This is a genomic window from Neptunicella sp., assembly GCF_048268085.1.
Taxonomy (GTDB): Bacteria; Pseudomonadota; Gammaproteobacteria; order Enterobacterales; family Alteromonadaceae; genus Neptunicella.
Map to the genome: position 1 here is coordinate 64,644 of NZ_JBLWWF010000020.1, position 19,532 is coordinate 84,175.

Below are 19,532 nucleotides of genomic sequence, written 5' to 3' on the forward strand. Positions count from 1 at the left end.
TGATTATTAAACGGTTAACTAGCTTTCATAGTCACTTGTTTGCCCTATTACATTCAGTCCGTTTTCAAAGCCCTTAAAACCTAATTGATGCACCCAGTTGAGCGCGCCTTGAATATTATCTGCGAAAGTGAAAGGTATAAGTTCACGTAAATAAACATCAAACCCCTGAATAAAGAGTTTGTAATTGGCCGACTCCGCATCATCAATTCTAACCAACGCTTTAAATCCTTTGCTTAGCCAGTAATTAACCGCATTGGTCCATTCGATATAACTGTCAGGTGTCATCCCTTCCACCTGATGAGTGTCAAAGATAAAAGCATGAGTCTCGGTTGGTATCGCGTCTACAATTGCTTTTATTTTACTGGTAGCGTTACGTGTGGCCTCTATATTCCAGGCGCCAACCGCCCTAAAAATAATAATATTGTGCTCACTGTAAAGAGTATAATTACCGTGTTGTTCAAACATGTGTTATTCCAATCTTGAAAATATCGTCCTGCTAATCCTGCTAATCGCCCAAAACACATCGCTATCCGATTAATGTAGTTCAAATTAGCTAAAAGGCATAAACGATGATTGTGCAGCCTTCAATATCATGCAGCACATCAGGATATATTGACGTTTTTTCACGCTTACCGAAGCCACCTTTCAAAAACGGCTATGATAAAAAATACTCAGTGCATTATCGGTAAACGAACTCGTTTGACGAAGGGGGGAAAAATCATGGGCGTCCAGCAATGTAGATGAATACTTCACACCGTATTCAACAGAATCATTAGCACTTAACGATAACCGCACAAACCATTGTCTTTGATTTTCCAGTTGAATTTGCTGATCCTGGGCAAAGCTCATCTGAGAATCAATAGTTCCGCGTATTCCAACCCCAAGTGCCATGTGAGTTTGTAACTGAAATTGGGGCATGATTTGATATTCGGTGATAGCAATATTTTGCTTGCATACACCGCTTTGCAGATGTTGACGGTGAATAAACAGCGACGTACTAAATACCAGACGAGAACCAATAATCTGCTTAACATCTAACGCAGCATTTTGCTCAGTTATGCCATCATAGTTAAATTCATTATGATTAAAACTCATTTCGGTCTGATCTTGCAGATTGGATTGCAACCAATCGATACCGCTCTGCCAAAATTGGATTTCGGCCAAACATGCTGAGGGGTATAATAACACTAGCAATAATAATCTACCTGCCATATATCCACCATCAGTACATCGGTTAAAAGTCATGCATCGATAGTAAGCTAATTTGTAAATTTAATAAGTATAAAAAATCACTCCTAATTATGTATTACATCGGATATTGGTGGGCTAACCTTTTCCTTTATCCGGTGTTTCAACGCCAGACTGCAAGGTTTTGGGCACAAAGCTTGACGGATTATCCTGCTGACCACTTTCTCGAATAATATGTTCATCCAAGGAGATCTTGGGTTGCCATTTTAGCCAATCCTCATCACCATCTTCTTCAAGTATGAATTGATATCCTTCGTTAACTTCCTCACCGTATTTGACTGGTGTGGCAAAACTAATGCCCCCACTTAGCAAACTCATGAGTGGTGCAGTAGAAACCGACACGCCGAGTAATCCCATGTCGAATTCCAACCCACTTTGCTCCCAAAAACGGCTATTGCTGCGCAGCAACACCTGATAATCGGGCTTTATCTGTAGATAGAATAAAATGTGGTCACTATAAAGCTGGTATGCATAGACTTTTCCCACTGGTACTTGTTTGTAGTACAGATTATCCCCTGGGGAAATGCTACTGCGTAATTCGCTACGTAGCGTAAATTTTAACCCTTCATCTTGTTCAATAGGTTCGGTTTGCAAGGCCTGAAATTCTTTTTGCGCTTCACCATTACCAGCTGAAAAAGTGATGTAAGGACCAGAAACCAAGGTATTTATCCCGGAGATCCCCGTTGACCCAATCTGTGGTTTTACTATCCAAAACTGAGTCCCCTGTTTGAGTAAGCCTGCAATACTTTGATCCACCTGCATTTGAGCTTTAACTTGCAGCTTGTCGGCAGATAAGCTCAAATGTTCGAGATACCCCACCTCTAAACCTCGATATAACAATTTGGTCTGCTTCTCTTTAAGTCCATTGGCATCTTTGAAATACAGCGAAATAGACACGCCATTTGCCGGTAAATTACGCCACACAATTAACGCGACAATAGCGATGGCCAAGACCGGTACCAACCACAACCAGATATACTTACCGTTAGATTTAATGACTGCTTGAGCTGTCTGTGTCATGTTTGTTTTTCCATAGTAAGCGGCTATCCAAGACTTGCGAGGCGATTAACGTTAGCAGTACGACTCCCGCAAAGGCGACAATGCCAGGACCAGGCTCCACTCTGGCCATATCTTGCAGCTTGACCAAAGCAACCAATATAGCCACTAAAAATACATCAAGCATTGACCATGGCCCAATCCGTTCCACAAATCGCCATAAACGATGATGGGCAAGATGTGACAAAGGGGAATGTAAGGGAGATACAAATAACAGAAATAACATCACCAGAATTTTGGCGATTGGCACAATGATACTGACCATAAACACTAACGCAGCCAAGCCATACATATCACTTTCATATAAATTAATAATCCCGCCCATAATAGTGGTTTCATTACTACGACCTAAATAAGTCATCGTCATAATAGGGTAAATATTGGCGGGAATATAAAGAATAAGGGCAGACAAGGTTAGTATTAGAGCGGGGATATTATTACCGCGTACTGTTTTAACCAGTACGTGCTCACAACAACAACATTGCAGCGACTCACCGTCTTGTGGCGGTCGATAATCCTGAATAGTACTGCATTGTGGACAGAGTATTTGGGTCAATTCCGTAATCCCATAACAATGGTATGGCAACGACTACTGTGCGGGAAACCTAGAACAAATTCAAACAACACTTGCTAAAATGATGAGACTTCAGGATCAAAAAAGGCGCTAACCTTGCGGAAAGCGCCCTTTTTCTTATCACACTTAAATAATAATTAAATTATTTTAGCTTTAGTGATGATATCTACCAGTACCCAAGTCTTAGTCTTGGATAGAGGACGACATTCACGCAAAGTGACAACATCGCCTTCATTACACTGATTAGTTTCATCATGGGCGTGTAATTTAGTGGTACGAGTAATGTACTTACCGTAAACGGGGTGCTTTACTCGACGCTCAATCGCAACAACAATAGATTTCTCCATTTTGTTACTGACTACACGACCTTGTACTGTACGAACAGTTTGTTCAGTCATTACGCATCTGCCTTCTGAGTCAAAATGGTTTTAACGCGAGCAATACTGCGACGCACCTTTTTGATCTGATCAGTTTTTTCCATCTGACCAGTACTGTGTTGCATGCGCAGATTGAACTGTTCGCGAAGCAGCTTTAACAACTCTGCGTTAAGCTCTTCTACGCTTTTGTCTTTCAGTTCTGTCGCTTTCATTACATCACCGTCCGAGTTACAAAGGTTGTTTTAAATGGCAATTTCGCTGCAGCCAGTCCAAACGCTTCACGTGCTACTTCTTCTGGAACACCTTCCATTTCGTATAACACACGACCCGGTTGAATCTGACATACCCAATACTCGACGTTACCTTTACCTTTACCCTGACGAACCTCAAGAGGTTTTTCAGTGATAGGCTTGTCAGGGAAAACCCGAATCCAGATTTTACCTTGACGTTTAACAGCACGAGTCATGGCTCGACGAGCGGCTTCGATTTGGCGTGCAGTCATACGACCACGGCCAACGGCTTTTAAGCCGAAAGTACCGAAACTCACTTTACCGCCAGCAACGGCCATACCACGGTTACGACCTTTATGCTGTTTACGGAATTTCGTACGCTTTGGTTGTAACATTTCTTAGCCCCCTTGCTTCGCAGCGCGGCCTTTTTTCTTCTTAGGTGCAGGAGCAGCTGGCTGCTCATGAGTAGGCAAGCCACCCAATACTTCACCTTTGAAGATCCAAACCTTAACGCCGATGATACCGTAAGTGGTATTCGCTTCAGAGGTAGCGTAGTCGATATCAGCACGGAAAGTGTGTAGTGGTACACGACCTTCACGATACCATTCTGAACGTGCAATTTCTGCTCCGCCCAAACGGCCACTAACTTCAACTTTGATACCTTGAGCACCAATTCGCATTGCGTTTTGCACGGCGCGCTTCATGGCACGACGGAACATAACACGACGCTCTAACTGGCTAGCGATGCTATCGGCAACCAACTGACCATCTAATTCAGGCTTACGCACTTCAGAGATGTTAATTTGTGCTGGAACACCAGCCAAATTAGACACATGCTTGCGTAATTTCTCGACGTCTTCCCCTTTCTTACCGATAACCACACCAGGACGCGCAGTGTGAATAGTCACACGGATGCTCTTGGCTGGACGTTCGATAACAATTTTAGAAACTGAAGCACTTTTCAGTTCCTTGCTAAGGAATTTACGTACCTGATGATCATTAAACAGGTTATCTGCATATTCTTTAGTATTAGCGTACCAGGTAGATGTCCATGGTTTGCTGATACCCAGGCGTATACCTGTAGGATGTACCTTCTGTCCCATAACCTTCTCCTAGTTATCAGCCACAACGACTGTGATGTGACTGCTACGCTTAAAGATACGATCTGCACGGCCTTTCGCACGAGGCTTAATACGCTTCATGGTAGGACCTTCGTCAACAAAGACTTTAGCGACGGTAAGTTCGTCGATATCAGCGCCTTCGTTATGTTCAGCATTGGCAATCGCAGATTCCAGAACCTTTTTAATCAGTTCAGCTGCTTTTTTCTGACTGTAAGTCAAAACTTCCAACGCTTGTTCAACGTGTAAACCGCGAATTTGATCCGCAACCAAGCGAGCCTTTTGAGCCGACGTGCGGGCAAAGCGATGTTTAGCTAAAGCTTCCATATTCTACCCCTTATCGTTTCTTGGCTTTCTTATCCGCGACATGGCCACGGTAAGTACGCGTTGGCGCAAATTCGCCCAATTTATGACCGACCATCTCGTCACTGACAAATACAGGAACGTGCTGGCGACCGTTATGGACTGCAATGGTCAATCCAATCATATCTGGAATGATCATAGAGCGACGTGACCAAGTCTTAATTGGTTTTTTATCGCTCTTTTCCACCGCAGTCTCTACCTTCTTCAGCAAGTGCAGGTCAATAAAAGGACCTTTCTTGAGAGAACGTGGCATGGTGAATCCTCGCTATTACTTGTTACGACGACGTACGATGAACTTATCCGTACTCTTATTTTTACGGGTTTTAGCGCCCTTAGTAGGTTTACCCCAAGGTGATACAGGATGACGGCCACCAGAGGTACGACCTTCACCACCACCATGTGGGTGATCTACAGGGTTCATTGCTACACCACGAACCGTTGGACGAATACCTCTCCAACGAGTGGCACCCGCTTTACCTAATGAACGCAGCATGTGTTCTGCATTACCGATTTCGCCAATAGTGGCGCGGCAATCAGACTGAACTTTACGTACTTCACCAGAGCGTAAACGTAATGAGACATAAGCCCCGTCACGTGCCAAGATTTGTACATAAGCGCCAGCAGAACGTGCAATTTGCGCACCTTTACCTGGCTTCATTTCAACCGCGTGTACCGTAGTACCCACTGGAATGTTGCGCATTGGTAAAGTATTACCTGCTTTGATCGGTGCATCAGAACCTGAAACAACCGTATCGCCAGCTTTTACACCTTTAGGGGCAAGGATGTAACGGCGTTCACCGTCAGCATACAAAACCAGTGCAATATTGGCAGAACGGTTAGGATCGTATTCCAAACGTTCAATTTTGGCTGGAACGCCATCTTTGTTACGTTTGAAGTCAATTACCCGGTAGTGTTGCTTATGACCACCACCAACGTGACGCACGGTAATACGACCATGGTTATTACGACCACCAGACTTGCTGTTTTTTTCCAACAAAGGGGCGTATGGCGCGCCTTTGTGCAAATCCGGGTTGACCACCTGAACGACGTGGCGACGACCCGGAGAAGTTGGCTTAGCTTTCATTAATGCCATGACAATATGCTCCTGTTACTCAGCGCCACCGACGAAGTCGATGTCTTGACCTTCTTTCAGTACAACGTAAGCCTTTTTCCAGTCTTTACGTCTTCCGAAACGCATACCGCTACGCTTGGTTTTACCCTTCACGTTAACGGTGCGAACACAATCAACTTCAACTTCAAACAGTTTTTCAACCGCTTGCTTGATTTCGTTTTTGTTCGCATCTTTCAATACTTTGAAGACAACAGTGTTGCTTTCAGCAGCCAGAGTAGTTTTTTCTGAAACATGTGGTGCTAACACCACTTTCAATAGACGTTCTTCGCTAATCATGCCAACGTCTCCTCTAATTGCTTCACTGCATCAGCAGTCATCAACACTTTTTCAAAAGCTATCAAACTTACTGGGTCGATACCGGCTACGTCACGCACGTCAACTTTGTACAAGTTACGTGCAGACAAGAACAGGTTCTCATCAACTTCAGAAGTCACGATAAGCACGTCGTTAAGCTCCAACTCATTAAGTTTAGCAATCAACTCTTTGGTTTTTGGTGCTTCGACAGCGAATTTTTCTACCACAATCAGACGATCTTGACGTACTAATTCAGACAGGATGCTTTTGATCGCACCACGGTACATCTTTTTATTTACTTTCTGACTGTGATCCTGATTTTTAGCAGCGAATGTTACGCCACCTGAACGCCAGATAGGACTACGGATAGTACCCGCACGGGCACGACCAGTTCCTTTTTGACGCCATGGCTTTTTACCGCCACCGCTTACTTCAGAACGTGTTTTTTGTGCACGGGTACCTTGACGAGCGCCGGCGCCAAAAGCGACAACAACTTGATGTACCAATGCTTCGTTAAACTCACGTCCAAAAGTAGCTTCGGATACTTCAAGAGCGCCTTTAGCGTCTTTCAATACTAATTCCATCACCGATCTCCCGAACGTTACGCTTTAACTGCAGGTTTAACGATAACATCGCCACCTGTTGCGCCTGGAACTGCACCTCTGATCAACAGAAGATTACGTTCGGCGTCAACACGTACTACTTCCAAAGACTGAACAGTGACACGCTCGTTACCAAGCTGACCTGCCATTTTTTTGCCTTTGAAAACTTTACCTGGAGATTGGTTTTGACCAATCGAGCCAGGAGCACGGTGAGACAAAGAGTTACCATGTGTATTACGTTGGTGACTAAAGTTCCAACGCTTGATTGCACCTGCAAAACCTTTACCTTTAGAAGTACCGATAACGTCAACCTTGTTGGTTTCAGCAAATAATTCAACAGTGATTTCACTGCCAACTTCTATGCCTTCACCTTCAGTGCCGTCCAAACGGAACTCCCACAAACCACGGCCTGCTTCCACGCCAGCTTTAGCAAAATGTCCTGCTTCAGCTTTATTTACGCGGTTAGCTTTTTTAGTGCCAGCGGTCACTTGTAGCGCGCGATACCCATCGGTTTCTTCAGTACGTAACTGAGTAACACGATTAGGGGCCGCTTCGATAACAGTCACGGGGATAGATACACCATCTTCAGTGAAGATGCGTGTCATACCCACTTTACGACCGATTAGACCAATCGCCATTGTTAAAACCCTCTAATTAGCCCAGGCTGATTTGAACATCAACACCGGCAGCCAGATCCAATCTCATCAATGCATCTACTGTTTTATCAGTAGGTTCAATGATATCAACTAGACGCTTATGAGTGCGGATTTCATATTGATCACGTGCATCTTTATTCACGTGAGGTGAAGTCAGCACCGTATAACGCTCTTTGCGTGTAGGAAGCGGAATAGGTCCACTTACTTGCGCACCAGTGCGTTTGGCAGTTTCAACGATTTCAGCCGTAGACTGATCGATCAACTTGTGATCAAACGCTTTCAAACGAATACGAATTCTTTGATTTGGCATCGACCAAGCTCCAATCGAAAGAACAAAAATAAACACCCACCACCTACCATTGTCGCTAGGGGGGATGCGTGAATAATCGACAGTCCCATATCGGGACGCTGTAAATTGATAATTGTGCCTTCAAAAGACAACAATTCCCGCTACCATTGCTGATAGCGGACGCGAATTATACAGAAGTTGTTTAACCTTGCAACACTAAATGTGATTATTTAACGTTAATCACAAATCAATAGTGTTAACTACCCGTTGCGTCGATTATAGTAGTGTAATTGGCTAAGCACATGATTCAACGGATAAACATGCTAGAAACACCGAGAAAACAGCAAGAGCTTGAAAAAGTCGATAGGTTATTAGGATCCCATCCCTCGTTGATGGATGCCTATCAGAAGCTAGAGGCTGTGGTGCTAAGTTTGTTTGATGCCGAGCGCATGAGTATCTTCCAGCGACGTCGGCAAAATCAGGATTTAGTAGCCCGTTTTAAAACCGGCTCGGAAACCCGAGAGATAAAAGTACCAATTAGTCCCCAGTCTATCGCTGGTTATGTTGCTTTGGCGCAATTGCCGTTAATGATTGCAAATCCCTATGATGCTGAAGAACTCAGTGCCATCCATCAACGTTTACGGTTTGAAGGTAAGTTCGATAAAACCAGTTCGTTTAAAACCCGTAATATATTATGTGTACCCATTTTAAACTCAGGTGTATTACTTGGTGTTTTGCAGGTTATTAATAAACGCAAAGGCGATTTCGATGATGCCGATTTGGATATCGCGCAAGACCTAACCAAAATCATCGGTAATAAGTTTCGCTATGAATTGGGCGGTACTCAACAGCCTTTTCAATATCTTATCCATAGCAATCTTATTCAGGAAGGAGAACTAAAGAAGTTAGTCGATAGCAGTAAAGATACTCGCCAATTGATTCAACGACTGATTTCAGAGCAGCGGATTTCCGAGGAACATATCGGTCATGCGTTATCGATCCATTATCAAGTGCCTTATATCCCCTTCAATCCGGATAAGTACCATTTATACCAAAGTGACAGTCGCTTAAATTCTTCCTATTTGAAACGCAATCTCGTGGCAGTGGTGTCCGACGCCTCGGACAATCCAATGGTACTGATGGCCGAGCCGAATAACGCCGCCTTATTAATGGAGATAGAGAGCGCCCTAGGAATAGAAAGCTATGAAATTTGCGTAGGATTACCCAATGCTATTCTGCAATATCTAGGCGCCGGCAGTGGTAATGGCGGTGCACCTGGCGCAATGGATGACATTCTGGATGAAATTGGCACCAGCACTGAAGTTCAGGAAGACGGCCATGACGAGATGTCTGATGATGCACCGGCGGTGGTGCGTTTAGTCAGCCGTATATTGCATGATGCTAAACGTTTGAACGCATCGGATATTCATGTGGACCCGGAAAAAAATGCCCCGACTCGAGTCAGAATGAGAGTCGATGGCGTGTGTAGAGATATTACTCAGGTCCCTGCCTCACACCACAGCGCGGTTATTGCTCGTATTAAAATCATGTCGAATCTGAACATCGCCGAAAAGCGCGTTCCTCAAGACGGCAAAATAGCCGTTAAAATGTCCGGCCAGTTAGTGGAAGTGCGGGTCGCGACCATCCCCACCGTGGCCGGTGAAGGTGTCGTCATGCGGATTTTGGCATCTGGCGGTGCGATGCCACTGGAAAAAATGAATTTGTCCCCACGCAACATGGGCATGCTTAAGGAAATGATCAAAAAACCGCATGGCATATTATTGGTTGTTGGCCCCACAGGTTCGGGTAAAACCACCACTTTGCATGCCGTGTTAGGTGACTTGAATACTCCCGACAAGAAAATCTGGACAGCTGAAGATCCGGTGGAGATTACCCAACCTGGATTACAGCAAGTTCAAGTAAACCCTAAAATCGGTTTTACCTTTGCTAATGCCTTACGGGCATTCTTGCGGGCTGACCCCGATATTATCCTGATTGGGGAAATGCGGGATAAAGAAACCGCCCACGCCGGTATTGAAGCCTCACTGACTGGTCACTTGGTATTATCCACCTTGCACACCAATTCGGCCCCGGAAACCATTACTCGTTTACTCGACCTTGGTTTGGATCCAGTTAACTTCTCCGATGCATGTGTAGGGATTTTAGCCCAACGTTTAATCCGTACTATTTGTCCTAATTGCAAAGAAAAACATCCAGCATCTGAAGATGATATTGCCTTTATTCGTCGTCAATACGGCAACGACTATCTGGATGAAATTGATCTGGATAATTTGCAGCTATATCGTGGCAAAGGTTGTGATGAGTGTGGTGACACCGGCTATAAAGGCCGTACCGGCGTACATGAATTATTGTCCATGACCGGTGGATTACGTTCACTCGTCTATAAAGAAGCGTCTGTGCATGATATGAAAGCACAAGCCATGCAAGACGGTATGCGTACCCTGACTCAAGATGGTATCTACAAAGTGCTTAAAGGTGATACTGACGTTGCGCAATTGCAAATCATTAGTGGTGCCGAATAATATTGTTCGGCATTACTTATCCCAGATTTATTGGACGGTATTGAGCATATCGCTATTAAAATAGTTTCCGACTCCACTAGTAAGTAATAGTAATCCCCAGGCACTGTGCTGAATAACCACAATCAGTGTGGACTTCGTGTTGAGATAAGTCAGTCCAAATAACAAACCACCCAACGCAGATACCGTCACCGCTATCCAGTTTCCATACAGGCTATGTAACATCGAAAAGCATAATGTAGACAATGCGACCCGTAAGGTTTTGCCTGGAAACAATTGCTTAAAGCGGTGAAAGAAAAATGTTCTGAATATTAATTCCTGCTGGATTACAGATAATATCGGATATAACAACAGAGTTGTTAACCAAATATAAGGTTGCTGTATTGGGAGCGAAAGAAATAAATCAGGCATCCCGTACCAGCAGGCAAACACCACAATAAGCCCCCAAAACGTGAAGCTAACGTGCAAATACTGTCGATATTTGCGTACATCAGACAAACGGCCCAAACGTTTACGTTTGAATTTGGGGTCAAACCACAACACCGCACCACAATATCCGCCGACAACAATTAAACAAGGAATAACGAGACTTATCAGAGCGGTTCGGTTAGCAATTAATACGGCGGGTATCAGGCAAAAAAGCAGCAAAAACTCCAACCAGCGACTAAAACGCTTATTCAATAAGATTGAGCGTATTTTGCAGAAAAAATAGTGATCACTAAACGGCACAATAAATAAAGGTTCCGAACTGAAATAATATCGGACATAAACCGGCATCAACAGATGCTCGACCGACAACATGTGACAGTTTAACGAATAAATCGTGAATACTGAGTGAACTATTTATGACAAGCATCACTATGACCTTTATAAGGAATTAATTTGGCTTCCTGATCCACAAGTATTACCATTCTCTGTTTGTCGAATTTGGTCATCATATCTGCGGGGATAATCTCGGTGATAATGAAAGCCAATATTAATGAATACTTTGCTCTGCATCATTATTCAGTTTATTTCTCCGGTGGTACCCAACATGTTAGAGCTTATTGCCCAATACAAATTGCTTGCGTCAATTTTTATCATCATTGTCACGATGTCAGTGAAGTACCTTTTGGTCAGTTTAATTAAAAAAAGAGCCAAGAAAAAAGGTAAAGACAAACGTTATTTAGTCAACAGCTTTAAGAATCTGCTGAATTTTTTAATCATTATTGTCCTACTCAATTTTTGGGCTGCCGAGTTACAAAAATTCGCTTTTTCAATCGCAGCCTTCGTTGTCGCGATTGTGTTAGCCACCCGCGAATTTATCCAATGCCTGATTGGTTTTATATATATTGCATCAACTCGACCATTTCGCGTCGGAGACTGGGTCCAAATCGGAAATCAATGTGGCGAAGTCAGCGCGACTGATTGGGCCAAAATGACAATATTGGAAGTCGACATTGAAGATTATAGTTTTACTGGTAAAACGGTTTTCTTACCTAATAGTCAGCTTATTAATAATCCAATCAAAAATCTGAACTTCCTAAAGCGCTATGTCTCCCATCACTTTGTAATTACCCGCGACATGAGCGTTAATCCTTTTGTTTTTATCGACACATTAAAAGAGCGGGCAATAAAATATTGCGAACATTTCCATGATGTAGCCATACGCTATAACCAGATAATCGAAAAGCGCCTTGAAGTGCGGATTGCGGGTCCTGAAACAACGATCCATATCAGCACGTCGAATTTAGGCGACACTCATACCGAAATTACTATTTTTTGCCCAACGGAACAGGCGCTGGAAATAGAACAAAAACTGACTGCGGACTTTATGCAATTATGGTTTGCGGAAAAACAAAAGCAGCAATTGCTCGAAGATAACCGACAAGAAAAAGTGGCGTTGCCTAAATTCAACGAAAATTAATCAGAGATATGCGTCACAAAGCTATCTTTATAATTGCTGAATATTTATACTGCGCGCAAATTTATGGATACAGCTAAAGAAACAACCGAATTAAATCGGTAAATTTCCCCTGAATTCAACAATTTTTATAAATTCGTACGATTTTTAACACGGAAAAAAGGTATCCAAATCATTTTTCCTGTATACTGTCGCGCAATTTTTGATCCTGACTTATTGAGTGAAGCAATGACAGACTTATCCCATTATAGAAATATCGGTATTTTCGCGCACGTTGATGCAGGAAAAACCACTACTACTGAACGTATTTTGAAGTTAACCGGTAAGATCCATAAAACCGGTGAGGTTCACGATGGTGAATCTACTACTGACTTTATGGAACAGGAAGCTGAGCGCGGTATTACTATTCAGTCTGCAGCAGTTAGCTGTTTCTGGAAAGATCACCGCTTCAACGTTATCGATACTCCTGGGCACGTTGACTTCACTGTTGAAGTTTACCGTTCTTTAAAAGTACTTGATGGCGGTATCGGCGTATTCTGTGGTTCTGGTGGTGTTGAACCACAATCAGAAACCAACTGGCGTTACGCTAACGATTCTGAAGTAGCACGGGTTATTTTCGTCAACAAACTGGATCGTATGGGCGCTGACTTCTATCGCGTAGTTGATCAAGTTAAACGCGTCCTAGGTGCTAATCCATTAGTGATGACCTTACCAATCGGTATCGAAGAAGATTTCGTAGGTGTAGTCGATGTATTGACCAAACAAGCCTATGTTTGGGATGACACTGGTTTACCAGAAAACTATGAAATTAAAGACGTTCCTGCTGATATGGTTGATAAAGTTAACGAATATCACGAAATGCTGGTTGAAACTGCTGTTGAGCAAGATGACGACCTAATGATGGCTTACATGGATGGTGAAGAGCCGTCTATTGAAGATCTGAAGCGTTGTATCCGTAACGGTACCCGTAAATTGGATTTCTTCCCGACTTACTGTGGTTCTGCGTTTAAAAACAAAGGTGTTCAATTAGTATTGGACGCTGTTGTTGACTATTTGCCTAGCCCAACAGAAGTTGATCCTCAGCCGTTAACCGATGAAGAAGGTAACGAGACTGGCGAACACGCTCTGGTATCTGTTGATGAGCCATTACGTGCACTTGCATTTAAAATCATGGATGACCGTTTCGGCGCCCTGACCTTCGTACGTATCTATTCTGGTAAATTAAACAAGGGTGATACCATCCTTAACTCAGCTACCGGCAAAACCGAACGCATCGGTCGTATGGTGGAGATGCAGGCTGATGAACGTAACGAATTAACCAGCGCTCACGCTGGCGACATCATCGCTATCGTCGGTATGAAGAACGTTCAAACCGGTCACACATTATGTGACATTAAACATCCTTGTACTCTGGAAGCCATGGTATTCCCTGAGCCGGTAATCTCAATTGCCGTTGCACCAAAAGATAAAGGTGGCTCAGAGAAAATGGGTATCGCTATCGGTAAAATGGTGGCAGAAGATCCGTCTTTCCGTGTTGAGACTGATGAAGATTCAGGTGAAACCATCCTTAAAGGTATGGGTGAATTACACTTGGATATTAAAGTCGACATCCTTAAGCGTACTTATGGTGTAGATTTGATCGTGGGTCAACCGCAGGTTGCTTACCGTGAAACGATTACTCAAGCTGTTGAAGATTCATACACCCATAAGAAACAATCTGGTGGTTCTGGTCAGTACGGTAAAATTGATTACCGCATCCGTCCTGGTGAAGTTGGTTCTGGCTTCAAGTTCGTTTCTACCGTTGTTGGTGGTAACGTACCAAAAGAATTCTTCCCAGCGATTGAGAAAGGCTTCAAGACCATGATGGACGAAGGTACTTTGGCTGGCTTCCCAGTATTGGATGTAGAAGTAGAATTGTATGACGGTGGCTTCCACGCCGTGGATTCATCTGCAATTGCATTTGAAATCGCTGCTAAAGGTGCATTCCGTCAGTCTATTCCAAAAGCTGCTCCACAGTTAATTGAACCAATCATGAAAGTGGATGTGTTCACGCCTGAAGATCACGTTGGTGATGTTATCGGTGACTTAAACCGTCGTCGCGGCATGATTAAAGATCAGGAAGCTGGCGTAACAGGTGTACGTATTAAAGCTGACGTACCACTATCTGAAATGTTTGGTTATATCGGAAGCTTGCGTACAATGACCTCTGGTCGTGGTCAGTTCTCTATGGAGTTCTCGCACTACAATCCATGTCCTGCCAACGTATCTGAAGCCGTTATTGCCGCAGAAAAAGAACGTAAAGCAGCTAAAAAATAAGACTTGATTTAGCGAACGAGTAAACCCGGTGATGTGAGTCACCGGGTTTTTTATTATCTGCCGTTCGCTAACGATGAATATTTTGGATTGTCTATTTTAAAAATCAGGCGATTGATAATATGATAGGCTTTACTCTGTTTAGCTTTGATACTGGCCTCCACTGGCGGTAATACAAAGTAACGATGATTAACCAATCAGAACTGATTACGTAACTCATAAATAGCTGTTGTGAAGGAAAATTATGTCCGAGTTTGATGAAAATACGCCCAAAATTTATCTAGATAAAGAAGATAAAGAAGCTTATTTACGGCAACGTAACCAGCAGAAAACGTCCACCAAATCTGTTCCAGCGAAAGAAACCGAGATTGCAGCACCGCGTAAATCCAGTTCGGCTCTGACAATATTCACCTTTTTGCTGGTACTTGCTGCTGGTGGCGCCTGTGGTTGGCTCTATCAACAGGGTGAATTACAAAAGCAACAGCTACATAGCTCACAGCAACGAATCGAAGAACTAGAACGTAAGTTGTCCGATACTGGAGCTGAAATGGGCGAATCAACTATTGCACTGCAAGCCAAAGTGAAGCAGTTGGCAGAAAAATCAGATCAGTTATGGGAACAAATGGATAAATTATGGGCTTCAGCGTGGCGTCGCAATCAAGCCGATATTCAGGATTTATCTAAAGAGTTAAAAAGTACCAGCAAACCAATTGGTGAATTACAGAAAAAAACGCAGTTATTGGAATCTGACCTAAGCACCAATAATACCAGTATTGTGGCAATGCAAGAACAGTTTGGATCGTTACAACGAGATTTGGCTACTCTCAAGAACGATTTAGAGCAGGTGTTACTGTCTCAAGATACCAACAGCAAACAGGTTTCAGAAGTTAACAGTAAACTGACAAATGCGATTATGAATAATCAAAACATGGCCAGTCGTCTAAACCAACTTGAAGAACAGATTAAAAACCTGTCTAAACAATTTTCTACACCTCATTCAGTATCATCCCCTCAATAATAAAGGGAGTCGAATGACTCCCTTTAACTGAACCCCAAATGCATTGTGATTAAAAAGGGATTGGATAACGACGCATCACTTGCTGAATATCATCCAGCGCGTCTTCACTGAGCACAATATCAAAAGCGGCGATATCTTCCTGCAACTGATTCAAAGACGTCGCACCAATAATAGTAGAACCAACCCCATCTATCTGATTACACCAACTCAGTGCCAATTGAGCTGGGGTTAAGCCATGTTTATTCGCCACCGCAATATAGTCTTGAGTAGCGGCCTGTGAAAACTCAGTGTCACGGAACAAGCCATTACGCTGCACTAACGTCCAGCGGCTTCCTTCAGGACGGGCATTGTTAATATATTTACCGGTTAATATTCCTCCTGCTAACGGGGACCATGGCAAATATGCCACTTCTTCATGCACACAATTTTCAATGACATAGGGCCAATCTTTGCTATGCAATAAATTAAATTCATTTTGAATCGACACCGGACGAGGCAAACTTTGTTGCTCGCTTAAACGTAAGTATTGGTTAATCCCCCAGGGGGTTTCATTGGATAACCCCCAGTGGCGGATTTTTCCTGCTTTAATACAACTATCGATGGCTTGTAAAATCTCCAGCATTTGCACTGATTGCTGCGCACTATCGACTGTACTAAATCCTATTTGTCCCGGCCAGTGCTTGGCAAAATGCGGTGATGTTCTGTTAGGCCAGTGTAATTGATACAAATCAATATGGTCCGTTTGCAACCGCTTGAGTGAATCGTCAACGGCCTGAATCACCGTTTCACCACTAATATCGCCGCCGCCACGGATATAAGGTAAACCGTTTCCAGCCATTTTAGTCGCCAACACAAACTCTTGTCGACGTGACGGATTGGCGGCTAGCCAGTTACCAATAATGGTTTCAGTTTTACCATAAGACTCAGCATTGGGTGGGATGGAATACATCTCGGCGGTATCAATAAAATTAATCTCATTATCCAGCGCATACTCCATTTGTTGATTGGCATCCTGCTGATTATTTTGTGTACCCCATGTCATGGTGCCTAAACAGATACGAGAAACCTTTAAACCGCTGCTACCCAGTGTCGAATATTGCATTAATTCACCTTATATTTTGGTTACCTAATACTGGTATATGGTGACCAGGACACAATATTCAACAAGGACTAACGCTATTGATATCACTGTGCTTAAATTAACCTCATTAATCTGCAAAAAGAGTAAGTAAAATGCGTAAATTGATATTGTTGTTAGCTACCGTGGTCTTTAGTTTTAATACTTTAGCAGTTAGCCAGCAGCAATCTATCGAATCTGACTATGATGCTGAATTGGCCATGCGTCTAGGCGCTGACCAATACGGCATGAAAAGCTATGTCATGGTTATCCTTACTACCGGCAGCATGGATGATAAAATCACCGACGAAACACAACGTCAGCAATTATTTGCCGGTCATTTTGCCAATATGAAACGGTTGGCTGATGCAGGGAAGTTAGCTTTAGCTGGACCCTTTATTGAATCTCGACCCAAACGTGGATTGTTAATTCTTAATACTTCGGATTTGAAAGCAGCTGAACAACTGGTTCGCACCGACCCCGCCGTACAAGCCGGTATTTTTGAATTTGAGTTAAGTAAATATTACGGCTCTGCGGCATTGATGGAAATCAATAACCTGCACAAACGTATCCAGAAAACTCAAATTGAATGAATAAGTCAGTCCTGTAAGAGCGGTTGAATTCAGCCTTTACTGGTTACATCCGATGATGACCACCCCTAGTGACACCGTTATCCTGTTTTTCAGCACATTACACTTAGGGTTAAAAGCGGACTATCTTCTGGCGAAGCGCCTGTGATCTCAATTGGCAGTGATATAAAGTAAAACAAGCCCCTCATTATTTCGATGTTTCCACTATCCTTTAGGGAGTTTAAGTGAAATAGCCTCAATTGACCCGTTCACTTATCAAATGAGTATTTCTCTGCTTATAAAGGACAGGACTAATGCCAGAATATCTAGCACCAGGCGTTTACATTGACGAAGTTGCTCATTTGCCACCCAGTATAACCCCATCACCAACCTGCACAGCCGCCTTTATCGGCTATACACAGCGCCACGAGGCGAAGGGACGCTCGCTACTCAACATGCCGGTACACATTACCTCATTGTTTGAATTTGAACAGTATTTTGGTGGTGATGCCGCTCATCAATTTAATATCACCCCAGTTAAAACAGGCCAAGCGACCGATGTTGATGTTGCAACTAAAGGCTACTGCCTGACACAACATTCCACTAACTTTTTACTGTATCGGAGTTTGCGGCTATTTTTTCATAATGGCGGCAGTGAATGCTATATCGTATCTGTGGGTGACTACCACAATAGCATCAGCGCAAGTGCATTAATGACGGGACTCTCAGCCACAACCAATACAACAAATATCTCACTGATAGCGATACCGGATGCCGTTGCGTTAGCCAATCTAAACGAATGTGTAATTGTACAGCAAGCGCTGCTGGCACATTGCTCTCAAAACACGGATAAGCACTTTGCTCTTTTGGATATTTTTCAGGGTGATTGCGAATTTAGCCATACCTGGCCAGATAACTGCATTGATGTATTTCGCCATCATATCAACGGCGCAGACCTCAGCTACTCCGCCGCCTATTATCCCTGGTTAAATACCACTGTTGTCAGCAGCAAAGAAATTGATTTTAGCTATTTCTATAACATTGCCAGTTTAAAGAAACTGCTCTTGATAGAATTAGCTGAAAATTATCGAACAGCCAATAGACAAGCTGTGATTAGGCAAAGGCAGCTGCAATCTATCATTGATGCCATTGCTGAACAGGATCTAGCCTTACTAGACCATACTCAACGCATTGAGCAGCAACAACTGCAGCAAGCATTATTGAATTTAAGCCCGTTGTATTCAGCAATGGCTAACCGGATCTCCGAAAAGTTAAATTTATTACCGCCCAGCGGTGCTGTTTGCGGGGCGTTTGTCATGATGGATAACAGCCGAGGCGTATGGAAAGCCCCTGCCAACATCCCGCTGTCATCAGTTACTAGCCCTTGCCAATCCATTAGTAATGCTCAGCAACAAGATCTAAACGTTCATCCTTCCGGTAAATCTATCAACGCTATTCGCAGTTTTGTTGGTCAGGGTGTATTGATTTGGGGAGCGCGAACCCTTGCTGGCAATGACAATCAATGGCGCTATATCAACATCAGGCGCACAACAATGATGATTGAACAATCGGTGCGTGAGGGATTAAAAACCCTGATATTTGAGCCAAATGATCATAAATTGTGGCTAACAACCCAGTCGATGATTGAAAATTTTTTAACCCAACTTTGGCAGCAAGGTGCGCTTACCGGCGCTAAACCCGAACAGGCCTACTTTGTAAAAGTGGGTCTGAACCAATCCATGACCGCAATTGATGTTGCGAACGGAAAATTAATCGTTCAAATAGGTGTTGCAATGACAAAACCTGCTGAATTTATCATTATTAAAGTCGAACAGGTGATGTCATCCAAATAATAATGATCATTGTAGAAGGCAGTAACTAATATGTTGACTATTAAAAATACTGTGGAGAGCTGCTAGAACATGCACTGCGTAACAGCACTATCCGTATAGATACCATTATTTTCGATACATCTACCTGAATTTAAACATTGATGAGATTAAAAATGCAAAAAGGCTCCCGAAGGAGCCTTTTCTATTCTTTAGCGTGTCGCTAATCTATCGATATTACTCGATGATTTTAGCTACAACACCCGCACCTACAGTACGGCCACCTTCACGGATAGCGAAGCGT

Annotated in this window: 24 protein-coding genes; 6 read left to right on the forward strand and 18 right to left on the reverse strand. The window is 43.3% G+C overall.

Translation table 11 applies throughout. The annotated features are described in order from the left end of the window. Nucleotides 1-18: 18 nt before the first annotated feature. The 15 genes from ACTD55_RS15455 to rpsJ form a co-directional block, all read right to left on the reverse strand. Entirely contained in the window at nt 19-465 is a 447-nt protein-coding gene (locus tag ACTD55_RS15455) for a hypothetical protein (RefSeq protein ID WP_438865238.1), read from the reverse strand. 180 nt (nt 466-645) lie between these two features. Beyond that, complete coding sequence (locus ACTD55_RS15460) at nt 646-1,212, reverse strand: hypothetical protein (RefSeq protein ID WP_438865239.1); 567 nt, start codon at nt 1,210-1,212, stop codon at nt 646-648. A gap of 114 nt (nt 1,213-1,326) precedes the next feature. Continuing rightward, a complete protein-coding gene (locus ACTD55_RS15465; RefSeq protein WP_438865240.1) occupies nt 1,327-2,268 on the reverse strand; it encodes an MlaD family protein in 942 nt (313 codons plus the stop codon). Next, on the reverse strand, nt 2,240-2,860 hold the full coding sequence (locus ACTD55_RS15470) for a paraquat-inducible protein A (protein ID WP_438865241.1): 621 nt from the start codon (nt 2,858-2,860) through the stop codon (nt 2,240-2,242). The genes ACTD55_RS15465 and ACTD55_RS15470 overlap by 29 nt, the downstream gene beginning before the upstream one ends. A gap of 155 nt (nt 2,861-3,015) precedes the next feature. Then, complete coding sequence (gene rpsQ, locus ACTD55_RS15475) at nt 3,016-3,276, reverse strand: 30S ribosomal protein S17 (RefSeq protein ID WP_438865242.1); 261 nt, start codon at nt 3,274-3,276, stop codon at nt 3,016-3,018. Next, nucleotides 3,276-3,467, reverse strand: coding sequence for a 50S ribosomal protein L29 (rpmC, locus tag ACTD55_RS15480; RefSeq protein WP_416306352.1), 192 nt, complete (start codon nt 3,465-3,467; stop codon nt 3,276-3,278). The genes rpsQ and rpmC overlap by 1 nt, the downstream gene beginning before the upstream one ends. Then, complete coding sequence (rplP, locus tag ACTD55_RS15485; RefSeq protein WP_438865243.1) at nt 3,467-3,880, reverse strand: 50S ribosomal protein L16; 414 nt, start codon at nt 3,878-3,880, stop codon at nt 3,467-3,469. Before rplP ends, rpmC begins: the two co-directional genes overlap by 1 nt. Before the next feature lie 3 nt (nt 3,881-3,883). Then, nucleotides 3,884-4,588, reverse strand: a complete 705-nt coding sequence (gene rpsC / locus ACTD55_RS15490; protein ID WP_416306354.1) for a 30S ribosomal protein S3 — start codon at nt 4,586-4,588, stop codon at nt 3,884-3,886. Between the two features lie 9 nt (nt 4,589-4,597). After that, nucleotides 4,598-4,930, reverse strand: a complete 333-nt coding sequence (gene rplV, locus ACTD55_RS15495; RefSeq protein ID WP_438865244.1) for a 50S ribosomal protein L22 — start codon at nt 4,928-4,930, stop codon at nt 4,598-4,600. 10 nt (nt 4,931-4,940) lie between these two features. Then, nucleotides 4,941-5,219 carry a 30S ribosomal protein S19 gene (gene rpsS / locus ACTD55_RS15500; RefSeq protein ID WP_416306356.1) on the reverse strand — a complete coding sequence of 93 codons (279 nt, stop codon included), beginning with the start codon at nt 5,217-5,219 and terminating at the stop codon, nt 4,941-4,943. Between the two features lie 15 nt (nt 5,220-5,234). Then, on the reverse strand, nt 5,235-6,059 hold the full coding sequence (gene rplB / locus ACTD55_RS15505) for a 50S ribosomal protein L2 (protein WP_438865245.1): 825 nt from the start codon (nt 6,057-6,059) through the stop codon (nt 5,235-5,237). Between the two features lie 15 nt (nt 6,060-6,074). Further along, nucleotides 6,075-6,374, reverse strand: a complete 300-nt coding sequence (gene rplW, locus ACTD55_RS15510) for a 50S ribosomal protein L23 (protein ID WP_416306358.1) — start codon at nt 6,372-6,374, stop codon at nt 6,075-6,077. Then, nucleotides 6,371-6,976, reverse strand: a complete 606-nt coding sequence (rplD, locus tag ACTD55_RS15515) for a 50S ribosomal protein L4 (protein WP_438865246.1) — start codon at nt 6,974-6,976, stop codon at nt 6,371-6,373. The genes rplW and rplD overlap by 4 nt, the downstream gene beginning before the upstream one ends. 17 nt (nt 6,977-6,993) lie before the next feature. Further along, entirely contained in the window at nt 6,994-7,632 is a 639-nt protein-coding gene (rplC, locus tag ACTD55_RS15520) for a 50S ribosomal protein L3 (RefSeq protein WP_438865247.1), read from the reverse strand. Between the two features lie 16 nt (nt 7,633-7,648). Beyond that, on the reverse strand, nt 7,649-7,960 hold the full coding sequence (gene rpsJ, locus ACTD55_RS15525; RefSeq protein ID WP_006012796.1) for a 30S ribosomal protein S10: 312 nt from the start codon (nt 7,958-7,960) through the stop codon (nt 7,649-7,651). Between the two features lie 299 nt (nt 7,961-8,259). Here rpsJ and ACTD55_RS15530 point away from each other — a divergent pair, with 299 nt between their 5' ends. After that, on the forward strand, nt 8,260-10,482 hold the full coding sequence (locus tag ACTD55_RS15530) for an ATPase, T2SS/T4P/T4SS family (protein ID WP_438865248.1): 2,223 nt from the start codon (nt 8,260-8,262) through the stop codon (nt 10,480-10,482). A gap of 27 nt (nt 10,483-10,509) precedes the next feature. Here ACTD55_RS15530 and ACTD55_RS15535 read toward each other — a convergent pair whose 3' ends face one another. Further along, nucleotides 10,510-11,256, reverse strand: a complete 747-nt coding sequence (locus tag ACTD55_RS15535; RefSeq protein ID WP_438865249.1) for a CPBP family glutamic-type intramembrane protease — start codon at nt 11,254-11,256, stop codon at nt 10,510-10,512. 202 nt (nt 11,257-11,458) lie between these two features. Here ACTD55_RS15535 and ACTD55_RS15540 point away from each other — a divergent pair, with 202 nt between their 5' ends. From ACTD55_RS15540 to ACTD55_RS15550, 3 genes are all read left to right on the forward strand, one after another. Beyond that, on the forward strand, nt 11,459-12,385 hold the full coding sequence (locus ACTD55_RS15540; RefSeq protein WP_438865250.1) for a mechanosensitive ion channel family protein: 927 nt from the start codon (nt 11,459-11,461) through the stop codon (nt 12,383-12,385). A 225-nt stretch (nt 12,386-12,610) separates the two neighbouring features. After that, entirely contained in the window at nt 12,611-14,698 is a 2,088-nt protein-coding gene (gene fusA, locus ACTD55_RS15545) for an elongation factor G (protein ID WP_438865251.1), read from the forward strand. 241 nt (nt 14,699-14,939) lie between these two features. Further along, nucleotides 14,940-15,713 (forward strand): hypothetical protein, encoded by a 774-nt coding sequence (locus ACTD55_RS15550; protein ID WP_438865252.1) that lies wholly within the window; start codon nt 14,940-14,942, stop codon nt 15,711-15,713. A gap of 49 nt (nt 15,714-15,762) precedes the next feature. Here the strand turns inward: ACTD55_RS15550 and ACTD55_RS15555 are convergent, their stop codons facing one another. Continuing rightward, the gene (locus ACTD55_RS15555) at nt 15,763-16,815 is read right to left on the reverse strand and encodes an aldo/keto reductase (protein WP_438865253.1); all 1,053 of its coding nucleotides are present in this window, start codon (nt 16,813-16,815) and stop codon (nt 15,763-15,765) included. 131 nt (nt 16,816-16,946) lie between these two features. Between ACTD55_RS15555 and ACTD55_RS15560 the strand changes: the two genes are divergently transcribed. Next, nucleotides 16,947-17,423: a YciI family protein gene (locus tag ACTD55_RS15560; RefSeq protein ID WP_438865254.1), complete on the forward strand. Its 477-nt coding sequence runs from the start codon at nt 16,947-16,949 to the stop codon at nt 17,421-17,423. Between the two features lie 290 nt (nt 17,424-17,713). Then, nucleotides 17,714-19,252 (forward strand): phage tail sheath family protein, encoded by a 1,539-nt coding sequence (locus ACTD55_RS15565; RefSeq protein WP_438865255.1) that lies wholly within the window; start codon nt 17,714-17,716, stop codon nt 19,250-19,252. A gap of 213 nt (nt 19,253-19,465) precedes the next feature. On the opposite strand, the gene ACTD55_RS15570 is transcribed toward ACTD55_RS15565, so the two are convergent. Then, nucleotides 19,466-19,532, reverse strand: a 67-nt coding sequence (locus ACTD55_RS15570) for a hypothetical protein (RefSeq protein WP_201785216.1), incomplete at its 5' end; no start/stop codon positions are given.

What these genes read in the sequence shown, in the direction of transcription:
- ACTD55_RS15455 (WP_438865238.1), bottom strand. Translation starts at nt 465, where the DNA reads ATGTTTGAACAACACGGTAATTATACTCTTTACAGTGAGCACAATATT.
- ACTD55_RS15460 (WP_438865239.1), bottom strand. Translation starts at nt 1,212, where the DNA reads ATGGCAGGTAGATTATTATTGCTAGTGTTATTATACCCCTCAGCATGT.
- ACTD55_RS15465 (WP_438865240.1), bottom strand. Translation starts at nt 2,268, where the DNA reads ATGACACAGACAGCTCAAGCAGTCATTAAATCTAACGGTAAGTATATC.
- rpsQ (WP_438865242.1), bottom strand. Translation starts at nt 3,276, where the DNA reads ATGACTGAACAAACTGTTCGTACAGTACAAGGTCGTGTAGTCAGTAAC.
- rpmC (WP_416306352.1), bottom strand. Translation starts at nt 3,467, where the DNA reads ATGAAAGCGACAGAACTGAAAGACAAAAGCGTAGAAGAGCTTAACGCA.
- rplP (WP_438865243.1), bottom strand. Translation starts at nt 3,880, where the DNA reads ATGTTACAACCAAAGCGTACGAAATTCCGTAAACAGCATAAAGGTCGT.
- rpsC (WP_416306354.1), bottom strand. Translation starts at nt 4,588, where the DNA reads ATGGGACAGAAGGTACATCCTACAGGTATACGCCTGGGTATCAGCAAA.
- rplV (WP_438865244.1), bottom strand. Translation starts at nt 4,930, where the DNA reads ATGGAAGCTTTAGCTAAACATCGCTTTGCCCGCACGTCGGCTCAAAAG.
- rpsS (WP_416306356.1), bottom strand. Translation starts at nt 5,219, where the DNA reads ATGCCACGTTCTCTCAAGAAAGGTCCTTTTATTGACCTGCACTTGCTG.
- rplB (WP_438865245.1), bottom strand. Translation starts at nt 6,059, where the DNA reads ATGGCATTAATGAAAGCTAAGCCAACTTCTCCGGGTCGTCGCCACGTC.
- rplW (WP_416306358.1), bottom strand. Translation starts at nt 6,374, where the DNA reads ATGATTAGCGAAGAACGTCTATTGAAAGTGGTGTTAGCACCACATGTT.
- rplD (WP_438865246.1), bottom strand. Translation starts at nt 6,976, where the DNA reads ATGGAATTAGTATTGAAAGACGCTAAAGGCGCTCTTGAAGTATCCGAA.
- rplC (WP_438865247.1), bottom strand. Translation starts at nt 7,632, where the DNA reads ATGGCGATTGGTCTAATCGGTCGTAAAGTGGGTATGACACGCATCTTC.
- rpsJ (WP_006012796.1), bottom strand. Translation starts at nt 7,960, where the DNA reads ATGCCAAATCAAAGAATTCGTATTCGTTTGAAAGCGTTTGATCACAAG.
- ACTD55_RS15530 (WP_438865248.1), top strand. Translation starts at nt 8,260, where the DNA reads ATGCTAGAAACACCGAGAAAACAGCAAGAGCTTGAAAAAGTCGATAGG.
- ACTD55_RS15535 (WP_438865249.1), bottom strand. Translation starts at nt 11,256, where the DNA reads ATGCCGGTTTATGTCCGATATTATTTCAGTTCGGAACCTTTATTTATT.
- ACTD55_RS15540 (WP_438865250.1), top strand. Translation starts at nt 11,459, where the DNA reads ATGAATACTTTGCTCTGCATCATTATTCAGTTTATTTCTCCGGTGGTA.
- fusA (WP_438865251.1), top strand. Translation starts at nt 12,611, where the DNA reads ATGACAGACTTATCCCATTATAGAAATATCGGTATTTTCGCGCACGTT.
- ACTD55_RS15550 (WP_438865252.1), top strand. Translation starts at nt 14,940, where the DNA reads ATGTCCGAGTTTGATGAAAATACGCCCAAAATTTATCTAGATAAAGAA.
- ACTD55_RS15555 (WP_438865253.1), bottom strand. Translation starts at nt 16,815, where the DNA reads ATGCAATATTCGACACTGGGTAGCAGCGGTTTAAAGGTTTCTCGTATC.
- ACTD55_RS15560 (WP_438865254.1), top strand. Translation starts at nt 16,947, where the DNA reads ATGCGTAAATTGATATTGTTGTTAGCTACCGTGGTCTTTAGTTTTAAT.
- ACTD55_RS15565 (WP_438865255.1), top strand. Translation starts at nt 17,714, where the DNA reads ATGCCAGAATATCTAGCACCAGGCGTTTACATTGACGAAGTTGCTCAT.